General features: G+C 68.0%; 14 protein-coding genes and 3 pseudogenes. 7 read left to right on the top strand and 10 right to left on the bottom strand.

Annotated elements, in window-relative coordinates:
* Window positions 1–10: 10 nt before the first annotated feature.
* Together ACFYX4_RS35910 and ACFYX4_RS35905 are read left to right on the top strand one after the other, a co-directional pair.
* Entirely contained in the window at window positions 11–1,024 is a 1,014-nt protein-coding gene (locus ACFYX4_RS35910) for an aldo/keto reductase (RefSeq protein ID WP_389342758.1), read from the top strand.
* Window positions 1,015–1,737: a FadR/GntR family transcriptional regulator gene (locus ACFYX4_RS35905; protein WP_389342755.1), complete on the top strand. Its 723-nt coding sequence runs from the start codon at window positions 1,015–1,017 to the stop codon at window positions 1,735–1,737. The genes ACFYX4_RS35910 and ACFYX4_RS35905 overlap by 10 nt, the downstream gene beginning before the upstream one ends.
* A gap of 63 nt (window positions 1,738–1,800) precedes the next feature.
* On the opposite strand, the pseudogene ACFYX4_RS35900 reads toward ACFYX4_RS35905, so the two are convergent.
* From ACFYX4_RS35900 to ACFYX4_RS35875, 6 genes and pseudogenes are all read right to left on the bottom strand, one after another.
* Window positions 1,801–2,037 (bottom strand): annotated as a pseudogene (locus ACFYX4_RS35900) (AbfB domain-containing protein); the annotation flags it as partial.
* Window positions 2,038–2,043: 6 nt separating this feature from the next.
* The gene (locus ACFYX4_RS35895) at window positions 2,044–2,736 is read right to left on the bottom strand and encodes an aldehyde dehydrogenase family protein (protein ID WP_389342912.1); all 693 of its coding nucleotides are present in this window, start codon (window positions 2,734–2,736) and stop codon (window positions 2,044–2,046) included.
* Window positions 2,737–2,903, bottom strand: a pseudogene (locus tag ACFYX4_RS35890) (IS110 family transposase); the annotation flags it as partial.
* Between the two features lie 211 nt (window positions 2,904–3,114).
* On the bottom strand, window positions 3,115–3,849 hold the full coding sequence (locus tag ACFYX4_RS35885; RefSeq protein WP_389342752.1) for an SDR family NAD(P)-dependent oxidoreductase: 735 nt from the start codon (window positions 3,847–3,849) through the stop codon (window positions 3,115–3,117).
* A 72-nt stretch (window positions 3,850–3,921) separates the two neighbouring features.
* On the bottom strand, window positions 3,922–5,121 hold the full coding sequence (locus ACFYX4_RS35880; RefSeq protein WP_389342749.1) for an alanine racemase: 1,200 nt from the start codon (window positions 5,119–5,121) through the stop codon (window positions 3,922–3,924).
* Between the two features lie 907 nt (window positions 5,122–6,028).
* Window positions 6,029–6,560: pseudogene (locus ACFYX4_RS35875) on the bottom strand (transposase); the annotation flags it as partial.
* Here ACFYX4_RS35875 and ACFYX4_RS35870 point away from each other — a divergent pair.
* Entirely contained in the window at window positions 6,484–6,702 is a 219-nt protein-coding gene (locus ACFYX4_RS35870; RefSeq protein WP_389342933.1) for a hypothetical protein, read from the top strand. The pseudogene ACFYX4_RS35875 and the gene ACFYX4_RS35870 overlap by 77 nt on opposite strands.
* Window positions 6,703–6,840: 138 nt before the next feature.
* On the opposite strand, the gene ACFYX4_RS35865 is transcribed toward ACFYX4_RS35870, so the two are convergent.
* On the bottom strand, window positions 6,841–7,527 hold the full coding sequence (locus tag ACFYX4_RS35865; RefSeq protein ID WP_389342746.1) for a GntR family transcriptional regulator: 687 nt from the start codon (window positions 7,525–7,527) through the stop codon (window positions 6,841–6,843).
* A gap of 521 nt (window positions 7,528–8,048) precedes the next feature.
* Here ACFYX4_RS35865 and ACFYX4_RS35860 point away from each other — a divergent pair.
* From ACFYX4_RS35860 to solA, 4 genes are all read left to right on the top strand, one after another.
* Window positions 8,049–8,729, top strand: a complete 681-nt coding sequence (locus ACFYX4_RS35860; protein WP_389342743.1) for a haloacid dehalogenase type II — start codon at window positions 8,049–8,051, stop codon at window positions 8,727–8,729.
* 48 nt (window positions 8,730–8,777) lie between these two features.
* Window positions 8,778–9,263 (top strand): RidA family protein, encoded by a 486-nt coding sequence (locus ACFYX4_RS35855; protein ID WP_389342740.1) that lies wholly within the window; start codon window positions 8,778–8,780, stop codon window positions 9,261–9,263.
* A 542-nt stretch (window positions 9,264–9,805) separates the two neighbouring features.
* Complete coding sequence (locus tag ACFYX4_RS35850) at window positions 9,806–11,212, top strand: NAD(P)/FAD-dependent oxidoreductase (RefSeq protein WP_389342737.1); 1,407 nt, start codon at window positions 9,806–9,808, stop codon at window positions 11,210–11,212.
* A gap of 20 nt (window positions 11,213–11,232) precedes the next feature.
* Window positions 11,233–12,378 (top strand): N-methyl-L-tryptophan oxidase, encoded by a 1,146-nt coding sequence (gene solA / locus ACFYX4_RS35845; protein WP_389342734.1) that lies wholly within the window; start codon window positions 11,233–11,235, stop codon window positions 12,376–12,378.
* A gap of 132 nt (window positions 12,379–12,510) precedes the next feature.
* Here the strand turns inward: solA and ACFYX4_RS35840 are convergent, their stop codons facing one another.
* The 3 genes from ACFYX4_RS35840 to ACFYX4_RS35830 form a co-directional block, all read right to left on the bottom strand.
* Entirely contained in the window at window positions 12,511–13,959 is a 1,449-nt protein-coding gene (locus ACFYX4_RS35840; protein ID WP_389342731.1) for a sensor histidine kinase, read from the bottom strand.
* Window positions 13,956–14,675 carry a response regulator transcription factor gene (locus ACFYX4_RS35835; protein WP_389342728.1) on the bottom strand — a complete coding sequence of 240 codons (720 nt, stop codon included), beginning with the start codon at window positions 14,673–14,675 and terminating at the stop codon, window positions 13,956–13,958. Before ACFYX4_RS35835 ends, ACFYX4_RS35840 begins: the two co-directional genes overlap by 4 nt.
* A 94-nt stretch (window positions 14,676–14,769) precedes the next feature.
* Window positions 14,770–16,971 (bottom strand): MMPL family transporter, encoded by a 2,202-nt coding sequence (locus ACFYX4_RS35830; protein WP_389342725.1) that lies wholly within the window; start codon window positions 16,969–16,971, stop codon window positions 14,770–14,772.
* Between the last annotated feature and the right edge of the window lie 395 nt (window positions 16,972–17,366).

Here is a 17,366-nt window from a genome sequence, read left to right as displayed (position 1 = left end):
GGAGCACGCCTTGCAGCAACGGAAGATTCAGAACACCTCCGTCTCTCTCACCGAGCTCGGCTTCGGGGCGTCCGTGATCGGCAACCTCTACCGCGTCACCCCGGTCGACGACGCGACCGCCGCCGTCGACGCGGCATGGGAGGCCGGCCTACGGTATTTCGACACCGCACCGCACTACGGCCTCGGCCTCTCCGAGCGCCGGCTGGGCGCTGCCCTGCGAGGCCGCCCACGTGACGCGTACGTCATCTCCTCCAAGGTCGGCCGGCTCCTCGTCCCCAACGAACGTCCACAGGGCGTCGACAGCGAAGGCTTCGTCGTACGCGACGACCTGCGCCGGCAGTGGGACTTCAGCCGCGACGGCGTACTCCGCTCCATCGAGAACACGCTCGAGCGCACCGGCCTGGACCGCCTCGACGTCGTCTACCTGCACGATCCCGACGACCACTGGCGGCAGGCCGCCGAGGAGGCCATGCCCACCCTCGCCGAACTGCGCGACCAGGGCGTGATCGGTGCGATCGGCGCCGGCATGAACCAGTCGGCGATGCTCGCCCGCTTCCTGCGCGAGACCGCCGCCGACGTGGTCATGCTCGCCGGGCGCTACACACTCCTCGACCAGTCGGCGCTGGACGACGTCCTGCCCGCCGCGCGGGAACTGGGCAAGAGCGTGGTGGCGGTCGGGGTGTTCAACTCGGGACTGCTCTCCCAAGACCGGCCCGCCGAGGGCATGAAGTACGACTACCGGGACGCCCCACCGGACCTGGTCGCCCGTGCCCGGGCGATCGCCGCGGTCTGCAAGGGGCACGGGACCACCCTGCCCGCCGCCGCGATCACCTTCCCGTACACGCATCCCAGTATCATCAACGTCACCCTCGGCATGCGGACCCCGGATCAGGTCATACGGAACGTGAAACTCCAAGATCAGCGCGTCCCTGACGGTCTCTGGCACGATCTCCGCGCTCAGGGGCTGATCAGGTCGGACGTGCTCGCGGGGCACGGTGGGGGGAGGGATGCGCGGTGTCTCTGACGGACAAGGCCATCGAGCGGATCCGTGAGCTGATCCGGACCGGTGCGCTGCCTCCGGGCTCGAAGCTCCCGCCGGAGCCGGACCTGGCCGCCCAGCTGGGACTGTCCCGCAACCTCGCCCGGGAAGCGGTCAAGGCACTGGCCGTCGCTCGGGTCCTGGAAGTCCGGCGCGGCGACGGCACGTATGTGACCAGCCTCCAACCGAGCCTGCTCCTGGAGGGCCTCGGCGGGGCGGTGGAGCTGTTGCAGGGCGACTCGGCCGCCCTGCAAGACCTCATGGAGGTACGGCGGCTCCTCGAACCGGTCGCCACGGCGCTTGCCGCCACCCGGATCTCCGATGAACAGCTGGCCGAGGTGAAGCGGCACCTGGACGCCATGCGCGAGGCCCGCGACGACGTCGAACAGCTCAACGCCCACGACGCCGCCTTCCACCGCGCCGTCGTCTCGGCCACGGGCAACGAAAGCCTCCTCACCCTCCTCGAAGGGATCTCCGGCCGCACCCTGCGCGCCCGCATCTGGCGCGGTCTGGTCGACGACAAGGCCGCGGGCCGTACCCTCGCCGAGCACGAGGCGATCTTCAACGCTTTGTCCACCCGCGACGCCGCCCTCAGCCAGGCCGCCGCACTGCTGCACGTGAGCAACACCGAGCAGTGGCTGAGGGAACACCTGCGCTCGGTCGAGCCCCTTCCCCACGGGACGACAGCGCGGAAGTGACGGGCGGGCGCCACACATCGCGGAAGAAGTCGGCGTCGGCCGTCTGACCCCCGCGCGGCGAACTCAGGTGCCCCGGTCACCTGGCCAACGGTCCACGAACCGGTGGTCGCTGCCGGGCTGTGGCTCGCCTGCGGCAACGGCGTCAACGGTGGTGATGGTGTCGAGGCGGAGCTGGTAGGCGTAGTGGCGGATACAGCGGTCCAGGTGGTTGTACGACTGGAACGAGAACCAGGTGAGGAGCTGCTTCACGCCACCGTTCCTGTCGAAGATCCGCCGGTCGGCCGGGCCGGCGACGTGCCGGCTTGCTCAGGTGGTGAAGCCGGGCATCGACTGGTACTTGAGCTGCTGGTACTCGTGGAGGCCTTCCGGTCCGCCCTCGCGGCCCAGGCCGGACTGCTTGACCCCGCCGAAAGGTGCCGCGACCTCGGAGACCAGGCCGCGGTGGATGCCGACCATTCCGGCCTGGAGACGGGCGGCGACCCGGCGGGCGCGGTCGATGTGAGACGTCATCACGTACGACGCGAGGCCGTGTTCGGTGTCGCTGGCCACCGCGAGGGCCTCGGCCTCGGTGGAGAACCGGTGGATCGCGGCGACAGGTCCGAAGACCTCCTCGTGCATGATCGCGGCGTCGGCGGGGACGTGGTCCAGCACGGTGGGGGCTGCATAGTGGCCCGGCCCGTCAGGGATGTTCGCCTTGCCGACGACGACGGCACCACGGGCCACGGCGTCCTCGACGAGGTGGTGGACCTTGTCCACCGCACGGTGGTCGGCCAGCGGACCGAGCTCGATGTCCTCCCCGTCCGGGGGCCCCACCTTGGTGGCGGCGATCCGTTCGCCCATGGCGTCGGCGAACGCGTCGGCGATTCCCTCCTGGACCAGGAACCGGTTGGCGCCGACACAGGACTGGCCGCCCAGCCGTATCTTCGCGATCAGCGCTTCGCGGACCGCGAGGTCGAGGTCGGCGTCGTCGAAGATGGGCGGCGAACGCGGACAGAGCATCTTGCGTTGCCGGTTGTCGCTTCTGGGCGCGTGTTCGCCGTGGATCGACATCACCGACGACTTTGTTGTCCGGGCGATGCCGGCCAGAAGGCCAGGTGAACGGCGGTGGGGAGGCTGGAGCCGTCACAGGCGGTGACCCGCAGGGTGGCGGCGGTCCTCAGCACGACGCGTCGCGGTGGCGTCCAGTCGGCCGGGTGGCGAGGATGCGGTCCTTGGCGGGACGTACTGTGGGTGGGGCAGTTCGAGTGCGGCGATCGGGGCATGCGGCTCGACTCGTGGTCGTTCGGGCAAGCCGCGAACGGCGGTCGCCGGAGGTAGAACGCGAGAGGGAGAACGGGACGTTCAGACCAATGCTGGTGCTGATGCCCCAACAGGGTTTCAGAAGGCGGTGTACCCACCGTCGACGGTCAGGACCGATCCGGTCACGTATGACGACTCCGACGACGCGAAGAAGAGCACCGCGTCAGCGACCTCCTCAGGGGTGGCCAGGCGTTGGAGCGGGATCGTGCTCTCGCGCTCGCGGCGGTAGCCCTCGGGGTCGGCCCTGCGCTGGAACGCCGCTTCGATGATCGGGGTGGCGGTCAGGCCCGGAGCGACGACATTGACACGGATGTTGCGCGGGGCCCATTCGATCGCCGCGCCCTTGGCGAGCATGATGAGGCCCCCCTTGGCGGCGGAATACAGGACCTGCCCGGACATGCCGACCATGCCCAGCCGCGAACTGACGCAGACGAACGAGCCGCCGGTCTCGGGCATCAGTGGCGCGAAGTGCTTCATCACCAGGAACGCGCTGAGCAGGTTGCTCTCGAGCACGTTCTTCGCGTCGTCGTAGGGCATATCGGTGAGCGAACTGGTCGCCTGGAGGCCGTGGTTGAGGACGACGACGTCAACGCTTCCGAGCGACTCGGCGGCCTGCTCGGCCATGTGCTCGACGAACGCCTCGTCGTTGAGGTCTCCGGGAACGTACAGGTCATCGGGCTGAGCGCCGTCGAGTCGCTCCTTGCGGCCGGTGAGCAGCAGCCGCGCGCCCTCGCGGCGGAAGTGGGAACTCACCGCCTGTCCGATGCCACTGCTGGCGCCTGTCACCAGGGCCGTGACGTTGTTGAGTCTCATGTCAGGCATTCCTTTACGGGGGAGGTCGGTCGGGGCGCGGGCTCGGCCACGGGGGTCTTGTCCCTAAGCCGGTCAGTTGAGGAATCCGCGGGCGTCGACCGGCCAGCGCTGCAGCGACGTGCCCGTGCTGTCGGTGACGATCAGTTCCTCGAAGCCGAGGACGACCGGGCACACGTGGTTCGGCACGACCGGTACGACGCTGCCGACGCCGGGGCGGAACTCGCCGTCAGGCAGCGGAAGAAACCCGTGGTACTCGTTGAGCTTGCCCAGAACCGCCTTGGTGCCGGCGATGCCGCCGTAGCCGATCTCGGGGGTGCCTTCGCGACTGAGGGCTTTGGTGCCCACATCCAGGATGACCTGGCCGGGGACCCAGTCGCTGACCACGGTGCCGGCGACGAACAGCGCGATCTGGTCTTCCTCGCAGGAGCCCAGCCGGGCGTTGTTCAGATCGCCGAAGACGTACTCGCCGGGACGGATCTCAGTGATCACGCTGCTGGTGGAGAACTCGAGGGTGGGAGTGGAGCCGGCGCTGACCACCTCAGCGGTGACCCCGACACCGGCGAGGCTGCGTATCGCGGTGGTGAGCGCGGCCTCCTGGTCCTGCGCGGCGCGCCGGCGAACGTCCCGGCCGGCGCCGCCGTGCCCTGGATAGGTGAAGACTCCCACCGGCACCAGACCGCGTTTGCGGGCGGCGAGCGCGAGATCGCCCGCAGCCTCGGGCGGCGCCCCGGAACGACGGGCGCCACAGTCGACCTCGAGCACCACCTGTAGCCGGTGCGGTTCGTCTCCCATCGCGTCGGCGAGGGCCTCGATCGCCGCGACGTTGTCGACCCCGACCCGCAGCCGGGTGGACTCGGCGAGCCGGCGAATCCGGGGCTTCTTCGATCCCGCGGGCCAGATCGGGTAGGCGAGGAAGATGTCGTCGAAGCCGGCCGCGGCGAAGACCTCGGCCTCACCGACATTGCCCGCGGTGATCCCGACCGCGCCGGCCTCGATCTGGCGTCGGCCGATCTCCACACACTTGTGTGTCTTGACGTGCGGCCTGACCTTGAGGTCGTGCTGGTCGGCGAAGCCCTGTACGCGGTCGATGTTGCCTTGCATGACGTCGACCAGCACGATCGGCGCGGGGGTGTCGATCCGCTCGACAAGAGCGTCGAGTGCTCGTTGCAGCCGGTTCACGCTGCCCTCCTTGTGGTTCTGCCTGGGAATGATCGGGGGCGCGGATGCTGGTCCCCTCTGCTGCCGAACGATCGCGGCGTCCAGGTCGCCCACCGCCTGCACAGCGGCGGCCAGGCAGTTGAGCGCGGCATGACGCGCGAGCTCCCGAGCCCTCTCCAGCTCGACGTCCCCGCCGACAATGCCCTGACCCAGCAGCTCGCCGTTCTTGAAAGGCAGTTGACCGGAGATGTGGATGCTGGCCTGGAGCCGAGCGGAAGCCGAGGCTTCGTATGGATCTTGATCATCTGTACTCGGTTCTCCTCTCGAGTACCAGTGGCGGAGAAACAGCCGCAGGATGGCTTAAAACAGCCATCATATTGTCGTTTGTCGACCATATGGCTGGCCGTCGAGCACTGTCAATACAGACTTAAGCCTCGGGCTGCAACCGGGTACCGCGCGCGACTTGATCCGCCGCTGCTGGAAGCGATGGTTCTCGAGCGGTTGACACGGATGACCGGCCTCACACCCGACGAGACTGGTTGCAAGCCGGTCTACTATCCCTGGTCGGCGTGGACTTCATGGCTGTGCCCGGAAGTCCCGCGGGTCCGGGCAGGGCGTCCCGCTCGTGCCGCAGTCGACGTCCTGGCCCCCGGTGACAGCTCCGTCACTGCCCTGCTCCTGCGGCATCTTGTGGTCCGCGGTCGCGCCTCCAGCGTGCCGCCGAGTCGTGGCCACGGCTGAGCCCGGACGTCGCGCCAGTAGTTCGGGATGTCGCAGGTGTGGCATGCCACCCTGTGTGCCGGGACGCGGCCGTACGAAGCGCCCATTCCGATCTGGCGGGTGACCTGTACCTGGCGTGCGCGGGCGTGTTTCTCGCAGGTGGCCAAGCCGCAGCGCGAGCAAACACCGATGCCGGTGGTGTCGCTGCGCGCCTCCTGGAGGCAGTCGCACCTCATGTCCAACATCCCCTCGCTCGCCAGCGCACGGTCAGCGCGCGATGCAGTGAAGCAGCCTTACCTGACTACCAGTCAGGGTTCGCTGTCCAGAGGTGCGGTGGCGGGGTGCGCGTCCCCGCCAGGTGGATCATGGCTTCGGAGCGGGCCGGGAGCGTCTCGTAGTCGCGGGCCAAGCGGCGGTGCAGCATCAGCCCGCCGTTCGTTCGCCCGACCGCCCAGCTTTTCGGGATCTCAACCCCCTGGTCCCCGGGGGCGGGCGGTGATTTCTCTATCGATGCCGAGGGTGGCGGCGTGCTCGACGAAGTGCTTGCGGCAGCTGCCGTCTACTCAGACCTTGCGGATGCCGGGCTGGTCGGCGGTGACCTGGCCGAGCAGTTGGATGCCGGCCATGGAGTCCTGGACGCTGGCCGCGGTGACCGGCACCGCGAGCAGGAGGCCGAGTGTGTCGGTCACGATGCTGCGCTTGCGGACCACGATCTTCTTGGCGTCGTCCACGCCCTGACTTGTGGCGGGGACGCTGGTGGAGGTCTTGACGCTCTGCGCGTCGATCACGCACGCCGTCGGCTTCGCGTTCTGCCCCTCCTGCCGGCGCACCAACTCCACCACCCTGTTCGCCGCGCCGGAAGCCGCCACCGGCAAGGTGATCGGCTCCCTCCACCGGCGCCACCGGGCCGTCGAGTTGAAGAAGTTCCTGACGAAGCTCGACAAGGAAGTCCCACCGGCCTCGATGTCCGTCTGATCCTGGACAACTACGTCACCACAGGACGCCTGCCATCAGCACTGGCTGCCGGCGCACCCCCGCGCCTTGACTCCCGACATCGGTCTACAACGTCCCGGTGACGAGTGAGGTCGGACACTTCACGCAGGCGGCATGGCCTCATGCATGGCGAGGCGTGCGGTCCCCTGGATCTCCCGTCTGGGCTCGCAGCCCCATGGGGAAGTGGGCAGCCAGTTCCTGGCGGAACGAGTGGGTGTCGCCTTCCAGGGCAACCGTGGCCAACCTCTCGTGCTCGACGACCAATTGATGCGGGTTGTCGCTGTAAGTGCGGTGATCGACGCTGAGGTAGAGGCGCAGCTTGGTCTCCCAGCCGTTCCAGAGACTCTGCAGGACGCCGTGCCCCGAGAGATCGTAGAAGAGCCTGTGGAAGCGAAGGTGCGCGTCGATGCTGGCCGGGATGTCGTCCTTCTCCATAGCCCGGCGGAGATCTTCGACGGTTTGCAGCAACTGAGGCCGCTCAGGACCGCGCAGTGCTTCGGCCGAGAGCTCGGCGGCGTACGGTTCGACATGTAGCCGGACCGAGTCGATCTCGGCGACCTCACGCGCGCTGACCTCTACCACGAACGCTCCACGGTAGGGGATCTTGACGACGAGCCCTTCCTCCTCCAGCTTGGTCAGCGCCTCGCGCAGCGGGGACCGGCTGATCCCGAGATCCGTGGCGATGTGCGCCTCGCGCAGCTGGCCGCCAGGAGGTACGGTCCCGTTGAGGATGGCGGCACGCAGGGTGCGGTAGACACCGTCCGGCGTCGTCGTCCGCTGCTCCTGCCACTCGAACTTGTGGTCCACCCCGGCGCCCTCCGTTGCTCATTGTCGACCACTTGGTCGTTTGTCGACTATACCTCCGCTGGTTTTTCATCCACGCTGCTAGCGAGGCGGTTACCGCGCACGGCGCTCCCTGAAGGCGCGGCTGCCTCCAGGCCCATGCCGGTCCGGCGAAGCGGGTACCTGGGGACCTGCCGCAGAGGACAGCCGACCATGCAGGCGCCGTGGTGGGCGGAACCGGACCAGCCGGCCGTGCCAGGGCGTGTCCACCAGAGTCGATGTGATTGACCGGGCGGTGGTTCGGTGGCCTGCTCGGTCTCCGCGGCGATGAGCGAGGGGGAGCGCGGCGGTCCGTGGCTCGTGCGTGAGACGCCGAGCCCCTGGCAGATCGGTGACGTTTCCGATCCGCGCAGCCTGAACGCTGACCGGCCATGGACTCGTTGACAGCCGATGGTTATATGGTCGACAATCGACCGTCAGATGGTCGACAATCGACCAGGGGGCCCGGTCTCAGATCGCTTCCCCCTGAAGAACTAGGAGGACTCGTGGGATTCGACATCAAGCCCAAGTTCGTGACGTTCGACATGAACGGAACACTGATCAAGTTCAGCATCAACGACACGATGCGTGAGGTCCTGGGCGACCGGCTGCCGGCCGAGGTCGCCGATGAGTACCTGCGGATCTGCAAGGCGTACCGGATCGACGAGTGCACGGGCGCGTACCAGCCGTTCCACCAGGTCGTCGCACGTTCCATGGAACGTGCCTCGCGCAGCGTCGGTCTCGAGTACCGCGAGGACGAGGCGCGGGCGGTGTATGAGCGCATCCCCACCTGGGGCCCGTACCCCGGTGTCACCGAGGCGCTGAACCGCCTGGCCGAGGAAGTCCCGCTGGTCATCATCACCAACAGCGACACCGCCCATGCCGTGCGCCTCGCGGAGAACCTCAAGGCCCCCTTCGAGGTCGTCATCAGCGCCGAGGAGATGGGCGTCTACAAGCCGCGACTCCGCGCCTTCGAGTACATGCTCGACAAGCTCGGCGTGACACCCGACAAGATCGTGCACGTCTCCGCGAGCCCGATGTACGACCACCGCTCCGCGGCCATCATGGGCATCAAGAACAAGGTGTACGTCGACCGCGGCTTCGAGCACGACGAGCACTGGCTCGGCTACGAGAGGATCACCGACATCGCCGACCTCCCGGTCCTCTTCGGCCTGCCGCGCCCCTGACGCCTGAGCGGAGAATCGAGAAATGATCCGCAGCAAGGCGGTGGCGGCATGAGTCAGCCCCTGCCTCAAACCGTCAAGGGCGCCTCGGCTTCCGCTCGGCTCCAGGCCCTCGGTCTGGAGCTCCCCGACCTCGCCGGCAACGCGTACTTCGTGCACCACCGGGCGGTGGACTCCAGCATCCACATCTCCGGTCAACTGCCTTTCAAGAACGGCGAGCTGCTGGGTCAGGGCATTGTCGGCGGGGACGTCGAGCTGGAGAGGGCTCGGGAGCTCGCGCGTCATGCCGCGCTCAACTGCCTGGCCGCCGCTGTGCAGGCGGTGGGCGACCTGGACCGGGTCCGGATCGTGCAGATGCTGGTCTTCGTAGCCAGTACGCCGGACTTCGGTCGGCAGTCGCAGGTTGCCAACGCGGCCAGTGAACTGCTCATCGAGGTGCTGGGCGAGAACGGACGGCATGCGCGCACCGCGATCGGAGTCGCCGGGCTACCCCTCAACACACCTGTCGAAATCCAGATGATCTGCACCGCGGTGTAGCGGCGAACCAATCATGAGCTGTACAGCTGTGAACCGGCTCCAACAGGCACTCGGCACCCTCGTCGAGTGAATCGCCACTCCAGCCGGAGCCGGTCGTGCCGGCCGGCGTGATGCGGGACACCATCGACCGTAAGCAGGGCCGCCGAGGCACAGCCTCGACGTCAGGCCGCACGTCAAGACGTGCACGTGCCTGGCCCGCGAAGCCCTGGAGACCTTCGGCACCGTCGACGCCATCGCTCTCAACCCGACGCCTGCATGTCAGCAGTCCTCTGGTGAACGTCGTCGTCCCGGCCCGCACCACGACCCCGGTCATCGAGGCCTTCTTCCAGCCCAGGTCCGACCCCGAGGCCACCCGGCGCGAGCGTGAGGGGCAGATCCCGCTCCAACGCCTCGCCACCCCCGAGGAGATCGTCGACGCGGTCCTGTCCCTCGCATGGTCGGAGTCCTTGTACATCACCGGGGCAACCCGCCCCCGTCGACGGCGGCCACACCGCCTTCCGGCGCCGGCGCACACGGTTCCCAGACACGGAAGAAGGACGCACATGAACGCCGTTGCGGCACCACCCCGAAACGGAGAGCTCGGCTTCTGGATGGCCGGACTGGCCGCCGAGAGGCCGTCGTTCCCCCGCTTCGCCGGCCAGGACTCCGTCGACGTGGCCATTGTCGGCGGCGGCTACACCGGCCTGTGGGCGGCGTACTTCGCCAAGAAGCTCGAACCGTCGCTCTCGGTCGCCGTCTTCGAGGCCGAACAGGTGGGCTACGGCGCATCAGGACGCAACGGTGGCTGGCTCTCGGCGATGCCACCAGGAAACCGTGCCACCTTCGCCCGCGCATCGGGGGGAGGGCTGGAAGCGAGCCGGGCGCTGCAGCAGGAATTCGTCGCCGGCGTCGACTCCGTCCTGGACATCCTCCAGGCCGAAGGTATCAACGCCGATCAGCACAAGGGGGGCGCGCTCGTCGCCGCACACACGGAGGCGGGGCTGGGCCGGCTTGTCACCAGGCGTGACGCCGACCTGAAGTACGGGCTGACGGAAGACGAAACCCAGATGCTCGACCGGGACGAGTTCCGGAGCCGGATCAACATCTCCACCGTCCACGGCGGGCTCTCCTACCAGCACTGCGCGCGGTTCCACCCCGCGAAACTCGTCCACGGCCTCGCCGGCACCCTGACCTCCATGGGGGTAAGGATCTACGAGGGCAGCCGAGTGGACAGTGTCGGGGGCAAGACCCTCACCCTGGCCAACGGACGCGTCACCGCGGCCAAGACGTTCATCTGCACTGAAGGCTATTCGGGACAGCTGCTTGGCCGCCGAACCCTGATCCCGGTCAATTCCTCGTTGATCGTGACCAGGCCTTTGCCGGAGAAGGCATGGCAGGAGATCGGCTGGGACGGACTCCAGTGCCTCAGCGACTCCGCGCACACGTTCATCTACGCCCAACGGACATCGGACGGCCGTATCGCCATGGGGGGCCGCGGTGTCCCCTACCGCTTCGGGTCCGGCACAGGGGGAGCGGGTGCAACCGCCCAGCCCACCGTTGACCTGATCTCGCACAAGCTCAGCACCTTCTTCCCGGGCATCCCCTTCGAGGTGGACCACGCCTGGTCGGGAGTCCTGGGCGTCACGCGTGACTGGAACGGCGGCGTGCACTGGGATCCGGCGTCGGGGATCGGATCTTCCACCGGCTACGCAGGGCACGGCGTCACGTCGGCCTACGTCGGCGGCAGGACTCTCGTGGAGCTCGCCTTCGAGAAGGAAACCGAACGGACCACTCTTCCCTGGGTCGGCTACCGGGCACGGAAGTGGGAACCGGAACCCATCCGCTGGCTGGGCGTTCACGCCATGTACCGGCTCTTCGGCATTGCCGACCGGTGGGAAGAAAGCAGGGGCTCCAGCAAGACCTCACTGCTGGCCCGATTCGGCAGCAGGCTCGCCGGACTTCACGAGTAGACGAAAAGGAAACTGCTCTCATGGACGCAGAACTCGCAGTCATCGGCTTGGGCAGCATCGGAAGCATGGCCCTGTGGCAGGCCTCCCGGCTGTCCGACTCGGTAGTGGGCTTCGAGGCCGCCACCCCCGCCCACGGCCGCAGTGCCGTGGGCGGGGACACCCGCCTGTTCCGCATGGTCTACTTCGGACAGCCCGACTACTACCCCATTCTGGAACGCTCCCGCAGCCTCTGGGCCGAGCTCGAAGCGGAAACCGGGCAGGAAATCCTCACCACTACCGGGGGCCTGTCCATCGGGACGGGGAACGGCAGCTTCATCAACAGCCTCCTCGAGACAACGCGCCTCAGCGGAGCCGAGCACTACGTCCTCAGCCGGGAGGAGTTGGCGGAACGCTACCCCCAGCACAACCTCCGCCCGGACGACTGCGCCGTCTACGATCCCCGCGCCGGCGTTCTGCGTACAGACCGCGCCGTCAGCGCCGCCGTCGCGGCGGCACAGGCGAATGGCGCCACCGTCCTTCAGAACACACCGGTGGACAGCATCACCGAAACCGAACACGGCGTGGTCGTCACCTCGGGCGACAGAGCCTGGACGTTCGAGAAGGTCATCGTCGCCTCGGGCGGCTGGTCCCGAAGGCTCATGCCCGACCACCTCAAGGCCGTCACGGAAACCCATCGGATCGTCCTGACCTGGTTCGTCGCCCAGGACGGCAAGCAGTTCTCGCCGGAGAACTTCCCCGTCTTCAGTCGCCTGTACGGCGATCGCTCCCTGTACGGCGCGCCCGCCGTCGACGGCGTGACGGTCAAGGCATCGGTGGACGGACCACTGGACGGACGCGGAAGGGAAACTCCTGACCCGGACTCCGTGCCCAGGGAACTCACCCCGCAAGAAGTCGAAAAGGTCACCGAGATCGTCACCGACTTCTTCCCCGGCCTGATCCCCACCATCGTGCGCTCCGACGCCTTCCCCGAGCTTTTCACCGAGGACAGGCATCCCCTCCTCGGCTGGCTGGACGAGAACAGCAGGGTCTACTGCGCCACCGGATTCTCCGGAAAGGGCTTCAAAATGGCCACCGGCTATGGCCACATCGCCGCACAGGAGGCGATCGGCAAACAGACCGTCGAGGGCCTGGACTTCGTGCGTCCGGACCGGTTCAGGAGCAGGTAGCCCACCTTCACCAGTGTGGGTCCGGCTGCTGGCCTTCGGGCAAGTCGCCCGGCCTTGTTCCGGAGTTCCGATGGTGTGGCCGAGGCCGCTGTACTCCGGGCGCTGGCGGTGATGCCAGGGTCCCCGAAGCCATTACGCGTCAACCCCCTTCGGTCTTCGGCTGGTGGAGTGAGGGAGCCGGATGGTGACGGTGGTGCCCACGCCGACTTCGGACTCTACGGACACCTGCCCGCGGTGGGCGTGAACTATGGCTTCGACGATGGCGAGGCCGAGGCCGGAACCGCCGTAGGCGCGGCTGCGGCTGGCCTCGGCGCGCCAGAAGCGTTCGAAGACGCGGGGCAGGTCCTGAGGTGAGATGCCTGGTCCGTTGTCGCCGACCTTGAGTTGGACGGCGCCATGAAGGTGGGTGATGTCGACCAGGACGGCGGTGCCGACGGGGGTGTGCTGGACGGCGTTGCCGACGAGGTTGCGCAGGGCCTGCTGCAGGCGGGCGGCGTCGCCGCGGACGGGCGTCGGCGATGACGGTGCCATGGCGATGCTGCGGTCGGGATAGATGATCTGCGCGTCTTCGACGACGCTGGCCGCGAGTTCGGTGAGGTCGACGTCGTCCCGGTCCATAGGGCGGCCGGCGTCCAGGCGGGCGAGCAGAGCGAGGTCCTCGACGAGCAGGCGCATGCGTCCGACCTCGTTCTCGATGTGGTCGAGCGCTTTCTCCAGACCCGGCCCCGATACGCCGCCCTGGCGGTGCAGGTCGAGCCAGCCCGAGATCGTCGACAGTGGTGTGCGCAGTTCGTGGGAGGTGTCGGCGGCCATCGACCGGACGGTCGCTTCCGCGCGTGCCTGGGCGTCGAAGGCGCGGTTGACGGCTTCCGCCAGCAGGTCGGTCTCACTGTGGTCGCCGCGGGTGGGCAGGCGCTCGGTGCGCGAGCCGGCGGCGATGGCGTCGGCGGCGTGAGCCATCTGGGCCAGGGGGCGCATGCCCAGCCGGAGGACGATCGTGGCAAGGCCCAGGAGGAGCGCCAACGCGACGCCGACAAGGGCGAGTTGGCGCGCGACGAGAATGTCGGTGGTCGCGTCGTCCACAGAGGTGTCAAAGGCCAGGATGAGTGTGGCCGGCTTCACGGTGCGTTCGTCGGGGTCTTGTTCGAGTGTCAGCCCAGGGCTGAGGATGCGGATGGCTTTGTAGTTGTTCCGGCCGTCCGCTCTGTCGTACGTGACGACTTCACCAGGCGGCACGGTGTCGGTCAGTGCGGCGAGTGTGGCAGCGGCCGAGGTGGCCGCACCCGTTGCGGCGAGTACGCGGTTGTCGGCATCGACGGCGACGACGCCGAGCGGCGCGCCGAGAAGTGCGCCGAACTGGTCGGCGTCGGCGGACTGTGGGCCTTGGGCGATCACGGCCCTGAGTTGATCGGCACTGGCTCTGAGTGTGGTCTCGTCCCGCTCCAGCAGGAAGTCCTCCAGGAGAAGGGTGCTGCTGGCCGCGCTGGCGACCAGGACGGCCGTGAGGAGGACGGAGAGTCCGACCAGCAGGCGCAGACGGACGCTGGAGAAGGACCAGGGCAGACGACCATGGAGCTTCACTGCTGAGCCTGTTCTCGAAGGGTGTAGCCGACGCCGCGGACGGTGTGGAGCAGCGGTACGCGTTCGTGGTCGATCTTTCGGCGCAGGTTGGAGACGAAGCGTTCGACGACGACGGAGTCCCTGCCGAAGTCGTACTGCCAGACGGCTTCCAGGATTTGGGCCCGGGAGAGGACCTGGCCCTGGTGGCTCATGAGGTGGTGCAGCAGTCGGTACTCGGTGGGCGAGAGCTCGATGAGCCGGCCCGCGCGGCGGACCTCGTGGCGTGGGTCGTCGATTTCCAGGTCGGCACAGCGCAACAGGGTGTCCTCGGCCACGAGGGTGCCACCGCGGGCTCTGCGGAGCAGGGCCTGTAGACGTGCGCCGACCTCGACGACGCTGAAGGGTTTGGTGACGTAGTCGTCGCCGCCCAGGCGCAACCCGCGGACCCGGTCCTCGACGGCATCGCGTGCGGTGAGGAAGAGGACCGGTACGTCGACGGTGCGGGATCGGAGCAGTTGGAGAATGTCGAAGCCGTCGGCCCCGGGGAGCATGACGTCCAGCACGATGACGTCCGGGGCCCGGCGGGCGACCTGTTCGAGTGCTTCGGCCAGGTCGCCCGCCACGTCCACCTCGAATCCGGCGAACCCGAGTGCGGAGATCAGCAGGCGCCGGATACCGGGGTCGTCGTCCACGACGAGCACGTGGTCTGCTGGGCTCGGAGTGTCAACGTCCTTCATGCGTCCTCCTTGCGCGAGGCAGGGGAGTTGTGCCACCTCTGTCCTGTTCGAGGACGGGGCGATACGACACAATTCCCGGTATCGGCGCGGCTGTTCATCGCGCTACGGGCTCACTGGGGCGGTGTTCTCTGCTGGTGGCGTCGGGCACGTGGAAGTTCTCGCCCTCGACGTCGAGGTGGGGCAGGATCCGGTCGAGTCGGCGGGGCAGCCACCAGGCCCGGTCGCCGAGGAGGGCCAGTACCGCCGGCACGAGCATCATGCGGACCAGGAAGGCGTCGACCAGGACGCCGAAGGCCAGTGCGAACGCGATCGGCATGATGTCGATGTCGTGAGAGAAGAGGAAGCTGACGAACACCGAGATCATGATGACCGCGGCCGATGTCACGACGCGGGCGGCGTTGCGTGCGCCCGCGATGATCGCTGCCTGGGCGTTGCGGTGGTGGACGTAGTCCTCGCGCATGGCGGAGACGAGGAAGACCTCGTAGTCCATGGCGAGGCCGAACAGTACGGCCATGACGATGATGGGCACGAAGCTGGCCACGGGACCCTGGCTGGGCACACCGAGCAGGCCGGACAGCCAGCCCCACTGGAAGACCGCGACGGTGGCGCCGAAGGCCGCGCCGATGGACAGCAGGAATCCCACGGTCGCCTTGATGGGGATGGCGATGGACCGGAACGCGACCATCAGGAGCAGCAGGGAGAGGCCGATCACGACGATCGCGAAGGGGATCAGCGCGTCGCCGAGCTTGGAGGACAGGTCGATGCTGACGGCGGTCAGCCCGGTCACCGCCACGTAGCTGCTGTGCGCGCGGGCGATGGGCTGCATCTCCGTACGCAGTTGGGACACCAGGTCGCTGGTCTCCTGAGTGCGCGGTCCAGTGGTGGGAATGACCTGGATACGGGCTGCCTTCTTGCCCTCGGCAACGTCGACGCCGCTTACGTCCGCGATGCCCTCGGTGTCGTTCAGCTTGTTCTCGACGGCGGTCGCCGTGGACTGGAGGGTGGCCGGGGAGTCGTCCTCGATGAGGATGACCAGAGGACCGTTCGCGCCGGGCCCGAAGGCGTCGCTGATCATGTCGTAGGCCTGGCGGCTGGACGTCGTGGTGGCGTTGGAGCCCTCGTCGGTGAGGGCGAGCTTGAGCTGCGTGGCGGGAATCGCCAGGGCGATGAGGGCGAGGGTGCCCAGGATCAGGTTGCGCAGGGGATGGCGCAGCACTCCCTGCGTCCAGCGCACGCCCAGGGTGGCCTTGGCTTTGTCGCGGTCGGCCTGCCGGGCGGCGCGTGAACCGGGCTTGGGGACGAGCCGACGCCCGGCCATGCCCATCAGGGCGGGCAGCAGGGTGAGTGCCATGAGGACGGCGACCGCGACCGCTCCCGCGGACGCGAGCCCCATCGAGGTGAGCATCGGGACACCCGCGACGGACAGGCCCGCCAGGGCGATGACGACGGTGGCGCCGGCGAAGACGACGGCGCTGCCGGCGGTCGCAGTGGCCTTGGCGATGGACTCGCGGACGGGAGTGCCGTCGGCGAGCTGGGCGCGATGGCGGGAGACGATGAACAGGGCGTAGTCGATCCCGACGGCCAGGCCCAGCATGATGGCCAAGGTCGGGGCGTTGTCAGACACGTTGAATGCGGACGCCAGGCCCATCATGGCGAGCATCGTGCCGGCGACGCCGAGAATGGCGGTGATCAGCGGGAGGCCGGCGGCGAGCAGCGAACCGAACGTGATCACCAGGGCAGCCAGTGCCACCCCCAGGCCGATCATCTCGGCGGGACCGAAGGGCGAAATCTGCGGAGAGTAGGCGTCACCGCCGTACACGGTCTTGAAGCCCGCGCCTCGCGCCTCGGCCCCCGCGTCCTTCACGGCCTTGAGCGTCGCTTCGGCCGCGTCGCCGTCCTTGGTGTCGAAGAGGATCTCGGCGACCGCGGTGCGCTCGTCCTCGGAGACCTCGCCGCCCTCGGCCGGATCGCTGACCCCGATCACTCCGTCGACACGACTCGTCGCGTCGAGGGTCTTTGTGAGGGACTTCTGCAACCCGGGCTCGGTCACCCGGTGTCCGGGGGGCGCCTGGAAGACGATCTGCCCGCCCGTGCCGACCGGTTCCGGCCAGTGCCGGTCCATCTTGGTCAGCGCCGTTTCAGCGGGTGAGCCGGGGATGGAACTGCTGTCCTGGAACGTGCCGGCGAACGAGATGCCCAAGCCGGCCACGGCACCGAGGGCGAGCAGCCAGCCGATCAACATCGTTCGCCAGCGCTCGGCCCCGAAGGAGCCCATCCGATAGAGGAGCGTTGCCATACCTGAGTCTTCCGGTAGGAATGGGAGGGACAGGCTGATCTTCGAGAACAGAATTGACGTCCCGCCCACGGGGAACCTGAGGGTTTCTTGACGGTCTTGCGCGAGCCCGGATCGTCGAACCTTGTCGACCACAGCGTTGGATCCGCTCGCCCTGGAACATTTAACGGCTACGATGATACCGAAAAGTAGCGGTCATCGGCTTGCCCTCGGCTGGCAGCGGCAGTAAGGGGCGGCGGCCCGTAGGTCACCGATGGGCGTCTCCGGGTCTCGATTCAGCAGCGCGGCGGGCGAGTTCGATGTTCACCTGGCGTGTTCTGAACAGCGCAGCGGCAGCGACGAACACGCCGTACACGGAGAAGGCGGCGAAGCCCGAGGGTGGCGGCAAAGAACAGCCG

The sequence above is a fragment of the Streptomyces sp. NPDC002328 genome (assembly GCF_042890065.1).
In the GTDB taxonomy this organism is placed as follows: domain Bacteria; phylum Actinomycetota; class Actinomycetes; order Streptomycetales; family Streptomycetaceae; genus Streptomyces.
Note: the sequence above shows the minus strand (reverse complement) of the source record. Positions and strands in the feature narration are given on the sequence as shown.